The following is a 14,970-nucleotide window of genomic DNA, read 5'->3' on the forward strand; positions in this document are numbered from 1 at the left end:
CTACTCCCAGCGGAAGAACTTGGCTGCTGCGAGACTGATCACCACCGCGTAGACGGCCATGACCCCCAGCAGCAGAGGATCGGCCGCCGCGCCCGTCCAGACGTCGTTCAGGCTTTGGCGGAAAGCGCCGAGCGGGGTGAACTTCCCGATCGTCACCAAAGTAGCAGGCATCAGCGCGGCCGGCTGCATGATTCCGGCGAGATACGCCATGGGGAAGTAGAGCAGCACGCCGATGCCGTTGGCCGCTCGCCCACTCGGAGCGAGAGCTGCGATCAGCAGGCCGATGGCGAACATCGAGGCGGTGCCGAGAGCGAAGACGGCGGCGAAGGTCAGGGCGTTGGCGGGGAGCGCCGCCCCGAATGCCATGCCCGCGACCGCGAGAAGAGCACCGCAGCTGACAAGGGCGAGCACGACCTGCAGGAGCAGTTGCACCGTCAACAGGCTCGCCGGTCGCACCGGAGTGGTCGACAGCCGACGCAGGATGCCCTTCTCTCGATAGCCGGCGAGAGCTGTGGGCATCAGATAGAGACCCACGAGACCGATCGCGACGGCGATCACCATCGGAAGAAGGGTCGTGTCGTCGGGCCCGATCGAGTTGCCGAAGGCGATGAGGATGAACAGCGGGATCACGACGGTGAACAGCGATCCGGGCTCACGCAGGAGCAGCTTGGATTCGACGACAGTGAGCTTTGCAGTGGCGGACATGGTGTCTCCGGGGGATGAGGGGTGGACGCTTTTCAGAGGTCGAACGTGCGGCCGGTGAGGGCCGCGAAGGCGTCGTCGAGGGTTCGTTTGTCGATGCGCAGTTCGGTGGCGACGATGTGCTCGCGCGCCAGCAGCGCGGTCACAGCGGTGGCGAAGTCGCTCTTGCCCGACACGACGACGACATCGCCGCGCATCTGAGCGGACGTGACCCACGGCAGCTCGCGGATCGCATCGAGGATCGATGTGGCGGCATCCGAGTCCACGCGGAATCGCATGGAATGCTCGGCGTCGACGGCATTGATCAGCGCGGACGGCGTGTCGATCGCCGCGATGCGGCCATGGCTGAGCACCGCGACCCGGTCGCACAGCTCCTCGACCTCGTCCATGAAATGGCTGACGAGCACGACGGTCACGCCGGCATCCCGGATCCGTTTGATCAGCTGCCATGTCGCGCGGCGTGCCTGGGGGTCGAGCCCGGTGGTCAGCTCGTCGAGGAACGCGATCCGCGGGTTGCCGACGAGTGCGAGCGCGATGATGAGGCGCTGCTTCTGGCCGCCGGAGAGCTTGGCGAAGCGCACGTTTCGCTGATCGGAGAGACCCCATTCCTCGATCAGTTCGCGCCAGTCCTGCGGCTGCTCGTAGAACGAGGCGTAGAGGTCGAGCGCCTCCCACACCTTCAGGTTGTCGGGGAGCTCGGTGTGCTGCAGCTGCACACCGATGACCTGCCGCAGTCGCGGGCCATCGGCGATGGGGTCGAGGCCGAAGACCCGGACCGAGCCGGAATCCGCTTTGCGCAGACCCTCGAGGATCTCGACGGTGGTCGTCTTACCGGTGCCGTTGGGGCCGAGGATGCCGAAGATCTCGCCCTCCTCGACGGAGAACGTGACGTTGTCGAGCACGGTTCGCCCGGCGTAGCGCTTGGAGATGTCTGAGACGTCGATGACTGGCATGGCTCCAGCATTTCGCCCTCACTCATCACGCCCATCGCCCGAGAGGGTACGAAACGCGCGCTCGGGGCTGAGCCCGGAATCCACCGTTCGGTTGATGCGGAGGCGGCGCCCGCGTGCGTGGGGTGGCGCCCGAACGGCTAGCCGAACGTCCCCACCTCGGGGATCCGGTCGGTTCGCCCGTAGCGGAGCAGCGTCACACCGCCGTCGTCGGCGACGGGGGGCGCGATCAGGCGGAGCACCGACGGCAGTGCACCATCGTCGAACACCTTCTTGCCCCGTCCGAGCAGGATCGGATACACCCAGAGCTTCAGTTCATCGAACAGCCCCTCGGCGAGCAGCGTGTGCACGAAGTCGATGCTGCCGATCACGTGCACCTCCCGGTGCCGCTCCCGCAGGTCGGCGATCTCTGACGCGAGGTCGGCGCCGACACGGGATGAGCCCTGCCAGTCGAGGGTGATGGCGGCATCCCTCGATGCGACGTACTTGGGAACGCGATCGAAGAGCCGCCCGATCCATCCCTCAGGACCCTCCGTGTGCTGCGGCCAATACGCCGCGAAGATGTCATAGGTGCGGCGGCCGAGCAGGAGCGCATCCAGCCGTTCCATGCCTTCGCGTACTTGATCGCCCATCCCCGGGCTCGGGTAGCCCGCCTGCCAGCCGCTGAAACGGAAGCCGTCCGAGGGGTCCTCGTCGGCGGCGCCCGGTCCCTGGGCGACGCCGTCGAGGGTCGTGAACAGATCGATGACGATGCGTCCTGAGTCTGCCGTGCTCATGGTCTTCCCCTTCTCTTGCCCTCCTCCGCCGCGAGACTGCACATTCGCGCCGAGACGTCGGCGTTGCGCCACGGTCTCGGCAAGCGGATGCGGTCTCGCGGGTGAAGAGGTGAGTCGGGGGGATGCTCGCAAAGACCGGGCGGCTCGTCAAGAGGGGTGCCGCGAAACGGCGCGAGAATGCCGAAATGCCCTTTCCTAACTCGAACATATGTTCTATACTCGAAGCATGACGAATCCGCACCTCACCCCTTTGCTCGAGGCCATCGCGCGCCTCGAGAGGGCATGGGCGGATGCGGGTGGTGCTGACGATCTTTCGCGCCAGCAGCTGATCGCCGCCAGCGAAGGGGTGGGGGTGCTCCGTCGCCGCGTCGACGGACTGCACGCCGAGATCGCGGCGAGCATCGCTCACGAGTCGCGCGCCGAGCTCGGCCCGGACAGCCTGGCGAAGCAGCAGGGGTCCGCAATCCCGCCAGGCTGATCGCGGCGACGACCGGTGCATCCACCGGCGATGCCGCCCGCCTGGTGAAGGTGGGTGAGGCGACTGCTCCGCGCACGAACCTGATCGGGGAACCGCTGCCGTCGAAATATCCGGCTGTGCAGGCAGCGATGGGCGACGGGTCGATCAGCGCTGCCGGGGCGGCGCTGATCGTCACCCTCCTCGACCGCGCTCGCGTGAAGGTCGACATCGAACGGGTGGCGGAGGCAGAGCGGCTCCTCGTCGAGCGAGCGCAGAATCGGTCGCTCGACGACGTCCGCAAGCTGGTCACGCATGCCGAAGCGTGGCTCGATCCCGACGGCGTCGAACCCCGTGAGGAAGAGATGCGGGGTCGTCGCTCATTGACGATGTTCGAGCGCGACGGCTCTCTCCATCTCACGCTTCAGACGGATGTCGCTTCCGGCGCTCCGGTGAAGGCGGCGATCCAGGCGTACGTGACCGCCGTGTTCCAAGCGAGGGAGCAGGCCACGGATCACGATGCGGCCGATGCCGACCACCGCACCGTGCCGATGATCCAGGCCGACGCACTCGCGTCGATCTGCGCGCATGCGGTCGAGTGTGACAACAACGGCATGCCGCTCACCGGAGCCACCGTGGTCGTGCGCGTGAACCTCGACGACCTGACCGGAGGAACGGGATTCGCGACGATCGACGGCACGGATCAGCCGGTCAGCATCGCCACCTGCCGGCAGATGGCGGCCGGCGGCGGCGTGATCCCGGCCGTTCTCGATTCCCGGGGCGAGATCCTCGACTGGGGTCGTGAACGGCGCCTGTTCAGCCGCGCGCAGCGACTCGCGCTCGTCGAAAGAGACGGCGGATGCGCGATGTGCGACCTGCCACCGCAGCTGACCAAGGCGCACCACCTTCGATGGTGGTCGCGCGACGCCGGCCCGACCGATCTCAGTAACGGCATCCTGCTCTGCGAATCGTGCCACCACCGGATACATGAGAACGGCTGGGAGATCGACATCGACGGCACCGGCAGCGCGGCGCGCGTCTGGTTCATTCCGCCGCCGCATGTCGATCCGGCCCGGACCCCTCGGCTCGGCGGCCGGGCGCGCTACTCGATCGCGGCCTGAGTCGGCCCCGGTCGGCGCGGTCGCGATCGCACGGTCACGGCTGAACGGTTCCCTGCAGACATCCACCGCGCGGGGGATGCCGCACCGATCGCGCAGCCGTACGGTGGAGGGATGCCCGCAGCACCGTTCACCCGCACGCCGACGGCTCGAGAGCTGCGCAGCGACCTCATCCTCGCGGCCGTCATGTTCGCGGGCGCGATCCTCAGCGCCGCCCTCTCGACCATCGCCGAGATGTACGGCGACGAGCAGGCAGAGCCGTGGACGGCCCTCGTCTACGCGGTGGTCGTCACGGCCCCGCTCGCCGTTCGCCGCCGCTGGCCGGGAATCGTCGCCATCGTCGTCGCGCTGGCCTACTTCGTCGCGATCAGCCTGCGCGTCCCCGAGATCTATGTCGGCAACATCGCCATGTTCGTCTCGCTCTACACGGTCGGCGCCTGGATGAACGACCGCCGTCGCGCGCTCATCGTGCGCGTCGGGATCATCCTCGGGATGTTTGCCTGGCTGATCATCGTCATGTACGGCGAAGCGATCGCGGAGGCCGACAAGGCGGAGGTCGCCGCCGGAGCCTTCTCGCCGTACGTCGCGTTCATGATGATCCAGATCCTGCTGAACGCGCTCTACTTCGGCGGCGCGTACTACTTCGGCGAGCGCTCCTGGCATGCGGCCCAGTCACGGGAGGTCCTGGAGCAGCGCACCGTCGAACTCGAGCGCGAGCGGGAGGTGACGGCCGCGCAAGCGGTGGCGCTGGACCGCGTCCGCATCGCCAGAGAGCTGCACGATGTCGTCGCCCACCACGTGTCGGTCATGGGTGTGCAGGCCGGAGCCGCCCGACTCGTGCTCGACCGCGACCCCGAGGCGACCAGGCGCATCCTCACCGGGATCGAAGGCTCGGCGCGCGATGCGATCCATGAGCTGCGCCAGCTGCTCGAAACACTGCGCACTCCCGGAGGCGAGACCGCAGACGGCGCTTCCACCCTCACGCTCGACGACATCCGAGACCTGGTCGACGCATCGAACGAAGCGGGATTGCCGACCGCGTACTCCGTGATCGGCGAACCGGTGCATGTGCCGTCACTCGTCGCCGTCAATCTCTACCGCATCGTGCAGGAAGCACTCACCAACGCGCGCCGCCATGCCGGCGCCGACGCCACGGCCGATGTGCGCGTCCGCTTCGCCGCGGGCAGTGTCGAAGTCGAGGTGGTCAACACCGGCCGCGTCGTCACGGCGGTGCGGCCGGGGCTCGGGCAGCTCGGGATGCGGGAGCGGGCGATCGCGTCCGGCGGCACGATCGACCTCACCCCGCGCCCGCTCGGTGGCTTCCGGGTGCGTGCCACGGTGCCGCTGCCCGACACCGACACCGACGCCGCGACGCGCGAGCGTACGACCGCGTCGACGACGCCCACCCCCTCCACCTCACCCGCCCCCGCCGCCGCCGCCGAACGAGGAACCCCGTGACAGATTCCCCCATCCGCGTCCTCCTCGTCGACGACCACGCCATGCTGCGCGCCGGCTTCCGCACCATCCTCGACAGTCAGCCTGACATCACGGTCGTCGGCGAGGCATCGACCGGTGCAGAAGCCGTGGCCCAGGCATCCGCTCTTCATCCCGACGTCATCACGATGGACGTGCAGATGCCCGATATGGACGGCATCGAAGCGACCAGGCTGCTCGTCGCCGACCCGCAGATCGCCGCCGCGATCGCCATCGTCACCACGTTCGACCACGACGACTACCTCTATGAGGCATTGGATGCCGGAGCGAGCGGCTTCCTGCTGAAGAACGCCGCGGCCGAGGATCTCATCGCAGCGGTTCGCGCGCTGGCGGCGGGCGACGGGATGCTGGCCCCCGAGGTGACCCGGCGGGTGCTGGCGCGCTTCGCCACCTCGAGGACGACGGCGACAGCGACGCCGAGCCCGACGAAGACGGTGCCCGAGCCTCGCGCTCAGCAGCCGACCGCCGGCGCACGTCGCTCCCCCCTCGCCGAACCTCTCACCGACCGTGAGGCCGAGGTGCTCGCCCTGCTCGCCGATGCGCGAAGCAACGGCGAGATCGCGGCAGCGCTCTTCATCGGCGAGGCGACCGTGAAGACGCATGTCTCCCGCATCCTGCAGAAGCTCGGCGCGCGTGATCGCGTGCAGGCCGTGGTTCTCGCGCACCGACTGGGCCTGGCCGGCCCATAGCGAAGAGCCCGATGGGCGACTCACGCCATGATGGTGGGGTGTCCGTCGTCACTGCCCCTCTCTCGCGCCCGATCATCGCCGGTGTGGTCACGGCGCTCGTCGGATTCACGAGCTCCTTCGCGGTGGTGCTCACCGGCCTCGACGCCGTCGGCGCCTCGGCGAGCCAGGCGGCCAGCGGACTGCTCGCCCTCAGTCTGACGATGGGACTCGCCTGCATCGTTCTCGCCTGGCGATACCGGATGCCGATCACCTCGGCCTGGTCGACGCCGGGCGCCGCGCTCCTCGCCGCCACCGGCGCGGTCGAAGGCGGCTGGTCGGCTGCCGTCGGAGCGTTCCTCGTGACCGCCGTCCTCATCCTGCTCACGGCCCTGTGGCCCGCGCTCGGCGCCCTGATCGCCCGCATCCCGCCATCCATCGCGCAGGCGATGCTCGCGGGCGTCCTGCTGCCGCTGTGCATCGCTCCGATCACCGGCATCGTCGCCAACCCCTGGGGCGTCGTGCCGGTCATCCTCACCTGGCTGATCTTCGCCCGCCTGGCCCCGCGCTGGGCGGTGCCGCTGGCCTTCGTCGCGGCGGCCGCCGTCGTCACCGTCTCGCTCATCCGCGGCGGCGCGCCGCTCGACATCGGGCTGCTTGTACCTCGACTCGAGCTCACCATGCCGACCGTCACCGTCGGCGCCCTCGTCGGTCTCGCGCTGCCGCTGTTCATCGTGACGATGGCCTCGCAGAACGTGCCCGGCGTCGCCGTGATGCGCAGCTTCGGTTACGAGGTGCCGTGGCGCCCGGCCATGCTCGTCACCGGAATCGGCACCGCGCTCAGCGCACCCGCCGGCGGCCACGCCATCAATCTCGCCGCGATCAGTGCCGCACTGGCCGCCGGCCCCGACGCCGACCCCGACCCGGATCGCCGCTGGGTGGCCGGCGTCTCGACCGGCGGCTCCTACCTCGTGCTCGGCGGCTTCTCCGCTGCCTTCGCCGCCCTCGTGCTGCTCGCACCCGAGGCCGTGATCCCCGCCGTCGCAGGCCTCGCCCTCTTCGGCGCGTTCGGCTCTGCCGTGCAGCAGGCGATCGATGACCCTGGCGAGCGCATCCCGGCGGTGGTCACCTTCGTCGTCGCGGCATCGGGCATCGCGGTCCTCGGAGTAAGCGCGGCGTTCTGGGCGCTCGTGGCCGGACTCCTGGTGCGCACCGTGCTGCACGCCGGACGACACTGACGCCGGCCGACGCTGACGCCCACCGCGATGTGATCTCCCCCACAGGGAGGACAGCCCGCGACAGAGCCACGCACCGCAGGATCAGCCACGCGGGGGATGCCCCCGGCAAGCCTCCTCCCTAGCGTGGAAGACATGAACCAGCTCGAACTCCACGGCATCACGAAGAGCTACGGCTCGCGGCGCGTGCTCGACGATGTGTCCTTCTCGGTCGCCCCCGGTCGCCTCACGGGATTCGTCGGCGGCAACGGTGCAGGCAAGACCACCACGATGCGCATCATCCTCGGCGTGCTCGCCACCGACGAAGGCCGCGTCGACCTCGCAGGCAGCCCCGTCACCACCGATGACCGCCGCCGCTTCGGCTACATGCCCGAGGAGCGCGGCCTGTATCCGAAGATGAAAGTGCTCGAGCAGATCGTCTACCTCGCCCGGCTGCACGGCTTCGGCAAGGCGGATGCCGCCGCCCGTGCGACGGAGCTCCTCACCGAACTCGGACTCGGCGAGCGCCTGGATGACACCATCGAGTCGCTCTCGCTCGGAAACCAGCAGCGCGCCCAGATCGCGGCGGCGCTCGTGCACGATCCGAAGGTGCTGATCCTCGATGAGCCCTTCTCGGGCCTCGACCCGCTCGCCGTCGACGTCGTCGCCGGCGTCCTCCAGGCGGCGGCAGCGCAGGGCGCATCGATTCTCTTCTCATCGCACCAGCTCGATGTCGTCGAACGGCTCTGCGACGACCTCATCATCCTCGCCGGCGGCACCGTCCGCGCCTCCGGCTCGCGCGAGGCGCTGCGCGCCCAGCACTCCTCCGACCGCTATGAGCTGGTCTCCGCGGGCGACGCCGGGTGGCTTCGCACCGAGCCCGGCGTCACCGTCGTCGACTTCGAGGGCGGCTACGCCCTCTTCGACGCCGACGGCCCCGAAACGGCTCAGCGCGTGCTGCGCTCCGCCGTCGAGCGCGGCGACGTCGCCAGCTTCGCCCCCCAGCATCCGTCCCTCGCCCAGATCTTCAAGGAGGTCATCCAGTGAGCACCTCACCCGCCCCGATCCGTGAGACGAACGGCATCTGGCTCGTCGCCGAACGCGAGATCACCTCGAAGTTGCGCAGCAAGGCCTTCATGATCTCCACCGGCATCCTGCTGCTCATCGCCCTCGCCGGCATCCTGATCGGCGGCTTCGTCAGCAAGAACCCCGAGGCGACGAAGATCGCCGTGACGTCCGAGACGGCAGCCGTCGTCGAGGCGCTGCCGAACGTCGCCGTCACCGAGGTCGCCGATCGTGACGAAGCCGAATCGCTGCTGCGCTCCGAAGACGTCGAGGCCGCGGTCATCCCCCACGACGGCACGCTCGGATACAGCGTCATTGCCCTTCGCGACGCCCCGAGCTCGATCGTCATGGGACTCGCCGAGACGCCCGAGGTCGAGATCCTCGAACCCGCGACGACGAACCCACTGCTGCGCTACTTCATCGCGCTCGGCTTCGGCATCGTATTCCTGATGGCGGCCTCGACTTTCGGCGGCACGATCGCCCAGAGCGTCGTCGAAGAGAAGCAGACACGCGTGGTCGAGTTGTTGATCTCGGCGATACCCGCGCGCACGCTGCTGGCAGGTAAGGTGATCGGCAACACCGTGCTCGCGATGGCGCAGATCCTCGCACTGGCCGCGATCGCGACCGTGGGCCTGATCGTCACCGGGCAGACCGAGGTGCTCGCCACCCTCGGCTCTCCCATCATCTGGTTCGCCGTCTTCTTCCTGTTCGGCTTCATCCTGCTCGCCGCCCTGTTCGCCGCTGCGGCGTCGATGGTCTCGCGTCAGGAGGACATCGGGGCGACCACCACACCGCTCACGCTGCTGGTGATGGCGCCGTACTTCCTGGTGATCTTCTTCAACGACAACCCGCTGGTGCTGGGGATCATGTCGTACGTGCCGTTCTCGGCACCGGTCGGGATGCCGATGCGCCTCTTCGTCGGCGAGGCGCAGTGGTGGGAGCCGATCGTCTCGCTGCTCATCCTGCTCGGCACCTGCGTCGCCGCCATCGCGATCGGCGCGAAGATCTACGAGAACTCGCTGCTGCGCATGGGATCCCGGGTGAAGCTGAAAGAGGCACTGCGCGGCTGAGGATGCCGGCGGATGCCGGCGGATGCCGGAACCCTGTCACCGCCGAGACCCCCTGTCGCAGACGTCTGCAACAGGGGGTCTTTCGGCTTTATGGAGGGGGTTTCGGCATTCTGTGCGACCACCGCGGCGCGGCGAGTCAGATCACGTCGTCGGCGAGCGGCGTCGGGTTGCCGAAGCGGTGGTTCGTGATCGAGATCGCCTGCTCATGCAGGAACGGCAGCATCTCCACGCGCCCTGCGCCCGTCACGGCGTGCGACCACACCGCGACGTCGGGCGATCCCCCGAGGGCCGTGTGCAGCGCAGATGCATCGCCGCCGACGAGCCGCACCCGCTGCCAGCGGCGCTCGGCCTTCGCGAACCGCTTGATCCAGGCGGCATCCTTCTCGTGCTTCACCGTCACGCCGTGCGCGCGCAGCGCCTTCTCGATCGCGGCCGGCAGTTTCGGCGTCGACACCGTGAACGGGCTGCCACTGCGCACCGCGGCCGCGAGCACCCGGACGGCCTCGACGAGCGGGGTGTGCTCCGCGATGCGCACATCGACGTCGACCGGCCGGTAGCGGAAGAGATTCCGCTCCACACCCAGTTGCGAGCGGTCGGTCACCGCTCCGAACTCATCGACCCAGGCCCGCTCGTCCGACGCTGCGGCTCGCAGCAGCCAGTCGGTCTCGATCCGGTCGAGGTCGGCGGATGCCGCATCCAGCAGTCGCTGCACATCTGGCGCAACCGCGGCCCCTGCGGCCGCCTCCGGCGGCTCAGCCGGAATCCAGTCTCCGAGGCCGAACAGGTAGTTCGGGCCGCCCGCCTTGGCGCCCGCACCGACGGCCGAGCGCTTCCAGCCGCCGAACGGCTGGCGCTGCACGATGGCCCCGGTGATGCCGCGGTTCACGTAGAGGTTGCCCGCCTCGACCTGCTCGAGCCAGGTTGCGACCTCGGTGGAGTCGAGCGCGTGCAACCCCGCCGTGAGGCCGTAGTCCACGGCGTTCTGCAGGCGGATCGCCTCATCGAGGTCCTTCGCACGCATGATGCCGAGTACGGGTCCGAAGAACTCGGTCAGGTGGAAGTACGACCCCTCGGCGACGCCCGTCTTCACGCCCGGCGTCCACTGCCGACCCTCGTCGTCGAGCTTCTGCGGCTTCACGAGCCAGCGCTCCCCCTTCTCCAGTTTCGTCAGCGCCCTGAGCAGCTTGCCCTCGGCGGGCTCGATGATCGGACCCATCTGGGTCGCCGGGTCATCCGGCAGCCCCACCCGCATCGAGGTCACGGCATCCACCAGCTGTCGCTCGAAGCGCCGCGAGTCGGCGACCGAGCCCACGAGGATCGCCAGGGATGCCGCCGAGCATTTCTGGCCGGCGTGGCCGAAGGCACTGCGGGCGACGTCAGCGGCCGCGAGGTCGAGATCGGCTGACGGCGTCACGATGATGGCGTTCTTGCCGCTGGTCTCGGCGAGCAGCGGCAGATCCTGGCGGAACGAGCGGAACAACTCGGCCGTCTCATATGCGCCGGTGAGGATCACCCGGTCGACCACGGGGTTGGCCACGAGGCGGGTTCCGAGCTCCCGCGAGGCGAGATCGACGAGGACGAGGAGGTCGCGCGGCACACCCGCCGCCCACAGCGCCTCGATCATGACGGCGCCACAGCGCTGGGTGAGCTTCGCCGGTTTAATGATGACGGCCGAACCCGCGGCGAGCCCGGCTAGCACGCCGCCCGCAGGGATCGCGATGGGGAAGTTCCACGGCGGGGTGACCACCGTCACCCGCGACGGCACGAATTCTGCCCCCGCGATGGCCTCCAGGTCCTTGGCACGCTCGGCGTAGTAGTGGGCGAAGTCGATCGCCTCGCTCACCTCGGGGTCGCCCTCGGCGATCGTCTTGCCGGCCTCGTGCACCATGATCTCCAGCAGCTGCCCGCGGCGCGCGGCGAGTTCCACGCCCGCACGGTGCAGCACGGCCGCGCGCTCGCTCGCCGGCAGCGCCGCCCACCTCTCGGCGGCGACCTCGGCGGCAGCGAAGACCGCGGCGAGCTGCTCGTCCGAATCGATGCGGGCGTCGGCGATGGCATCGACGCCGAGCGTCGTGTTAACCGAGCGCTGCAGGATGTCACGGCCCCAGGCGCGGTTCGCCGCAAGAGCCGGGTCGGTGTCCGCCTGGTTCTCGAATCCCTCGATCGTCGGCGGCTCGGACTCGAGCTCCGCCACCTCCGCTGCCCGATCCTGGACCCGGTTCGGCCGAGGCAGTTCCCGGTCGGCCTCCAGCGCCTCGAGCGAGCGCTCGAACCGCTCGCGCTCGCGCCGCAGCAGCTCTTCATCGCTCGCGAGCTCGAACACCGCCGACATGAAGTTCTCGGAGCTGGCGTTCTCCTCCAGGCGTCGGACGAGATACGCGATCGCCACATCGAACTCGGCCGGGTTGACCACCGGCGTGTAGAGCAGCAGGCGGCCGACATCCTTGCGGACGGCTTCGGCCTGGCCCGTGGCCATGCCCAGCAGCATCTCGTACTCCACGGCATCCGTCACGCCTCGCGCCTGCGCGAGCAGCCACGTGTAGGCGATGTCGAACAGATTGTGGCCGGCGACGCCGATGCGCACGGCATCCAACCGCTCCGGTGTCATCGACCAGTCGAGCACCCGCTTGTAGTTGGTGTCGGAGTCCTGCTTGGTGGAGTAGGTGGAGAGCGGCCATCCGTGGATCGCGGCATCCACGTGCTCCATCGCGAGGTTCGCGCCCTTGACGACGCGCACCTTGATCGGCGCGCCCCCCTTCGCACGGCGCGCAGCCGCCCACTCCTGCAGCCGCTGCATCGCGGCGAGAGCATCCGGCAGATAGGCCTGCAGCACGATCCCGGCTTCGAGGTTCTCGAGCCCCGGCTGATCGAGGATGGAGGTGAACGCCGCGATGGTCAGGTCGAGGTCGCGGTATTCCTCCATGTCGAGGTTGATGAACTTCGCCCTGCCCGCTGCTTCGGACCGTGCAGCGAGCTCATACAGCGGCGTGAGCTTCGCGACGACATCGGCGACAGCCTCGTCGAACGACCACATCGACAGCTGACTCACGACGCTCGAGACCTTGATGGAGACGTAGTCGACGTCGTCCCTCGCCAGGAAGTCGAACGTGCCCTGCAGTCGGCGCCCCGCCTCGCGCTCACCGAGCACGGCCTCGCCGAGCAGGTTCAGGTTCAGGCGATTGCCGCTCTTACGGAGCTTGCTGATGGCGGGACCCAGCTTCGAGGGCGTGGCGTCGAGCACCAGATGCCCGACCATCGCCCGCAGCACTCGCCGGGCGATCGGCACGACGATGCCCGGCATCTTCGGAGCCATGACGCCGCCGAGCCCGATGGCCCTTCGCAGGTACCACGGCAGCAGCTTCGGGGTGATGCTCGAGAGCTCCGCGAGCTTGCGGCCGGCGACGCGGAGGTCTTCGGGGCGCATCACGCCGTCGACGAAGCCGACGGTGAAGGCGAGACCGTTCGGGTCCTTCAGAACCTCGGCGAGGCGCTTCGCCGCCGGTTCGACGGGGTGGGTCTCACTCTCCGAGAGCCAGCGTTCGACGAGCGCTGTGACCTCAGAGGTGCAGGGGGATGCGGCGACATCGGCGGCGGCCATCGACAGGAACCTCCAGGTAGGGGCGCACGCCCGGGGCGCGTGCGACTGGATCATTGTCAGGCCGCTCGCTAGGCTCCGTCTATCAACCGATTTGCGTGAGTTCTGTTCACGTTCGCTGAACGATCTGGAGACGGGATGCTCGACGTCAACCGGCTGCGCATGCTCGTCGAACTCTCCCGCCGCGGAACCCTCTCCGCCGTCGCCGACGCGCTCTCGTACAGCAAGGCGTCGGTGTCGCAACAGCTCAGCGCGCTGGAGCGGGAAGTGGGGGTGCCGCTGCTTCGCCGGGTGGGACGAGGCGTGCAGTTCACGCCGCAGGGCAATGTGCTCGTGGCGGAGGCCATCACCATCCTCGACCAGCTCGAGCACGCGAAGGTCGCCGTCGCCGAGTCGCTGACCGAGGTGACAGGCACCGTGCGCGTCGCCGTCTTCCAATCGGCAGCGCACTCGCTGCTTCCCCGCTCGCTGGAGGCGCTGAGGGACCAGCATCCGGCCCTGCGGGTGGAAGTGACCGAGAGCGACCCCGAGAAGGGGCTCGTCGGAGTCTCCAGCCGCGAGTTCGACCTGATCCTCGCCGAGCAGTACCCGGGCCGCACCCGGCCGATCCATGCGGATCTCGATCGGGTGGTACTCGCACACGACGCGATCCACCTCGCGCGCCGGCCGGACGGCGAAGGCGGCAGCCGGGCGACGAGCGGGGCGGATGCCGTCGCCGCGCTGCGCTCGACCGCGATGGCGCCGTGGGTGATGGAGCCGGCGGGAACCGCATCGCGCGCCTGGGCGGAGCAGCTGTGCCGGACGGCGGGCTTCGAGCCGGACGTCCGCTATGAGATCGCCGATCTCACCACCCACGTCCGGCTCATCCACGCCGGTCTCGCGGTCGGGCTGCTGCCGGAGCTCGTCTGGGCGGGCGACGCACCGCCGGTCGAACTGACCCCGCTCCCCGACAAGCCGCGTCGCGAGATCTTCTCGTCCGCCCGGCGCGTGTCAGCGGCGGCTCCCTCGATCCGCGCGGTGCGCCGGGCGTTGCTGTCCGCGGCGACGCACATCCTGCCCGACTGAGTTCCTACCGACACGGCCCACCGAGACCCACAGTCCGCGCCCAGACCCACAATCATCTGCGTCGATGAGTGAGGGTTTCGACGCAGGGTGCGAGTCTGAGTGACTTCACCCGCGCAGGGGAATATACATGCGAATGAATTGGTTTACTCCGGGGTAACGGACGACGGAGTTCGACCCACTCCACTGAAAGGCACTTCCGTGAACACCCCCCTCCACGACCGCACTGCTCCGACCGAGCACCCCGTCCTCGACATCCTCGCGGCGCGCTGGAGTCCCCGAGCCTTCGACGCGGACCGCCCGATCGACGAGGCCAGGCTCGCCACCGCACTCGAGGCGGCACGCTGGAGCCCCTCGGCCAACAACGTCCAGCCGTGGCGATTCATCGTCGCTCGCCGTGGCACCGCTCTTCACGCCCAGATCGTCGACGCACTCATGGGCTTCAACCAGGCGTGGGCGGGCAACGCGTCCGCCCTCATCGTCGCCGTCGCTGAGACCGAGACCGCCGACGGCACCCCGATCACACACGCCGTCTACGACCTCGGTCAGGCCGTCGCGCACTTCTCGGTGCAGGCGCACCACGACGGACTCGCCGTGCACCAGATGAGCGGTTTCGACCCGGAGGTCATCCGCGAGTTCGCCGATCTGGAGCCGCGATTCGCGGCGCTGACGGTCATCGCCGTCGGCGAGTTCGGCGACGTCGACTCGCTGCCTGAGGTGCTGCGGGAGCGCGAGGTCGCGCCGCGCGTGCGCCGCCCGATCGACGAGACGGTGATCCTCAGCGCCTGAGTCCGTTCGAGCGAAA

The 14,970-nt window shown here is 69.0% G+C and carries 13 protein-coding genes and 1 pseudogene; 10 read left to right on the forward strand and 4 right to left on the reverse strand.

What is annotated here, in order from left to right; translation table 11 throughout:
• The 3 genes from RIN18_RS13360 to RIN18_RS13370 all read right to left on the reverse strand — a co-directional run bounded on the left by RIN18_RS13360 (position 1) and on the right by RIN18_RS13370 (position 2,428).
• Complete coding sequence (locus RIN18_RS13360) at positions 1–705, reverse strand: ABC transporter permease (protein WP_309104472.1); 705 nt, start codon at positions 703–705, stop codon at positions 1–3.
• A gap of 32 nt (positions 706–737) precedes the next feature.
• Positions 738–1,655 (reverse strand): ABC transporter ATP-binding protein, encoded by a 918-nt coding sequence (locus tag RIN18_RS13365; protein WP_309104473.1) that lies wholly within the window; start codon positions 1,653–1,655, stop codon positions 738–740.
• A gap of 137 nt (positions 1,656–1,792) precedes the next feature.
• Positions 1,793–2,428, reverse strand: a complete 636-nt coding sequence (locus RIN18_RS13370; RefSeq protein ID WP_309104474.1) for a dihydrofolate reductase family protein — start codon at positions 2,426–2,428, stop codon at positions 1,793–1,795.
• Positions 2,429–2,654: 226 nt separating this feature from the next.
• Here RIN18_RS13370 and RIN18_RS13375 point away from each other — a divergent pair, with 226 nt between their 5' ends.
• The 8 genes and pseudogenes from RIN18_RS13375 (at position 2,655) to RIN18_RS13410 (ending at position 9,508) form a co-directional block, all read left to right on the forward strand.
• On the forward strand, positions 2,655–2,906 hold the full coding sequence (locus RIN18_RS13375) for a hypothetical protein (RefSeq protein WP_309104475.1): 252 nt from the start codon (positions 2,655–2,657) through the stop codon (positions 2,904–2,906).
• A pseudogene (locus RIN18_RS13380) lies at positions 2,888–3,676 on the forward strand (DUF222 domain-containing protein); the annotation flags it as partial. The gene RIN18_RS13375 and the pseudogene RIN18_RS13380, both read left to right, overlap by 19 nt.
• 72 nt (positions 3,677–3,748) lie before the next feature.
• The gene (locus tag RIN18_RS13385; protein WP_309104495.1) at positions 3,749–4,003 is read left to right on the forward strand and encodes an HNH endonuclease; all 255 of its coding nucleotides are present in this window, start codon (positions 3,749–3,751) and stop codon (positions 4,001–4,003) included.
• A 111-nt stretch (positions 4,004–4,114) separates the two neighbouring features.
• Positions 4,115–5,458 (forward strand): sensor histidine kinase, encoded by a 1,344-nt coding sequence (locus RIN18_RS13390; protein ID WP_309104476.1) that lies wholly within the window; start codon positions 4,115–4,117, stop codon positions 5,456–5,458.
• A 41-nt stretch (positions 5,459–5,499) separates the two neighbouring features.
• Complete coding sequence (locus RIN18_RS13395; protein ID WP_309104496.1) at positions 5,500–6,183, forward strand: response regulator transcription factor; 684 nt, start codon at positions 5,500–5,502, stop codon at positions 6,181–6,183.
• Positions 6,184–6,194: 11 nt separating this feature from the next.
• A complete protein-coding gene (locus RIN18_RS13400) occupies positions 6,195–7,397 on the forward strand; it encodes a benzoate/H(+) symporter BenE family transporter (RefSeq protein WP_375163533.1) in 1,203 nt (400 codons plus the stop codon).
• A gap of 132 nt (positions 7,398–7,529) precedes the next feature.
• Complete coding sequence (locus RIN18_RS13405; RefSeq protein WP_309104478.1) at positions 7,530–8,420, forward strand: ATP-binding cassette domain-containing protein; 891 nt, start codon at positions 7,530–7,532, stop codon at positions 8,418–8,420.
• Positions 8,417–9,508 (forward strand): ABC transporter permease, encoded by a 1,092-nt coding sequence (locus RIN18_RS13410; RefSeq protein ID WP_309104479.1) that lies wholly within the window; start codon positions 8,417–8,419, stop codon positions 9,506–9,508. Before RIN18_RS13405 ends, RIN18_RS13410 begins: the two co-directional genes overlap by 4 nt.
• A 136-nt stretch (positions 9,509–9,644) precedes the next feature.
• Here the strand turns inward: RIN18_RS13410 and RIN18_RS13415 are convergent, their stop codons facing one another.
• Positions 9,645–13,106 carry a bifunctional proline dehydrogenase/L-glutamate gamma-semialdehyde dehydrogenase gene (locus RIN18_RS13415; protein ID WP_309104480.1) on the reverse strand — a complete coding sequence of 1,154 codons (3,462 nt, stop codon included), beginning with the start codon at positions 13,104–13,106 and terminating at the stop codon, positions 9,645–9,647.
• 135 nt (positions 13,107–13,241) lie between these two features.
• On the opposite strand from RIN18_RS13415, the gene RIN18_RS13420 reads away from it, so the two are divergent.
• The gene (locus RIN18_RS13420; protein ID WP_309104481.1) at positions 13,242–14,168 is read left to right on the forward strand and encodes a LysR substrate-binding domain-containing protein; all 927 of its coding nucleotides are present in this window, start codon (positions 13,242–13,244) and stop codon (positions 14,166–14,168) included.
• A 198-nt stretch (positions 14,169–14,366) separates the two neighbouring features.
• On the forward strand, positions 14,367–14,954 hold the full coding sequence (locus RIN18_RS13425) for a nitroreductase family protein (RefSeq protein ID WP_309104482.1): 588 nt from the start codon (positions 14,367–14,369) through the stop codon (positions 14,952–14,954).
• Positions 14,955–14,970: the final 16 nt, after the last annotated feature.

Origin of the sequence: Microbacterium sp. (assembly GCF_031179285.1) — a bacterium.
Lineage (GTDB): Bacteria > Actinomycetota > Actinomycetes > Actinomycetales > Microbacteriaceae > Microbacterium.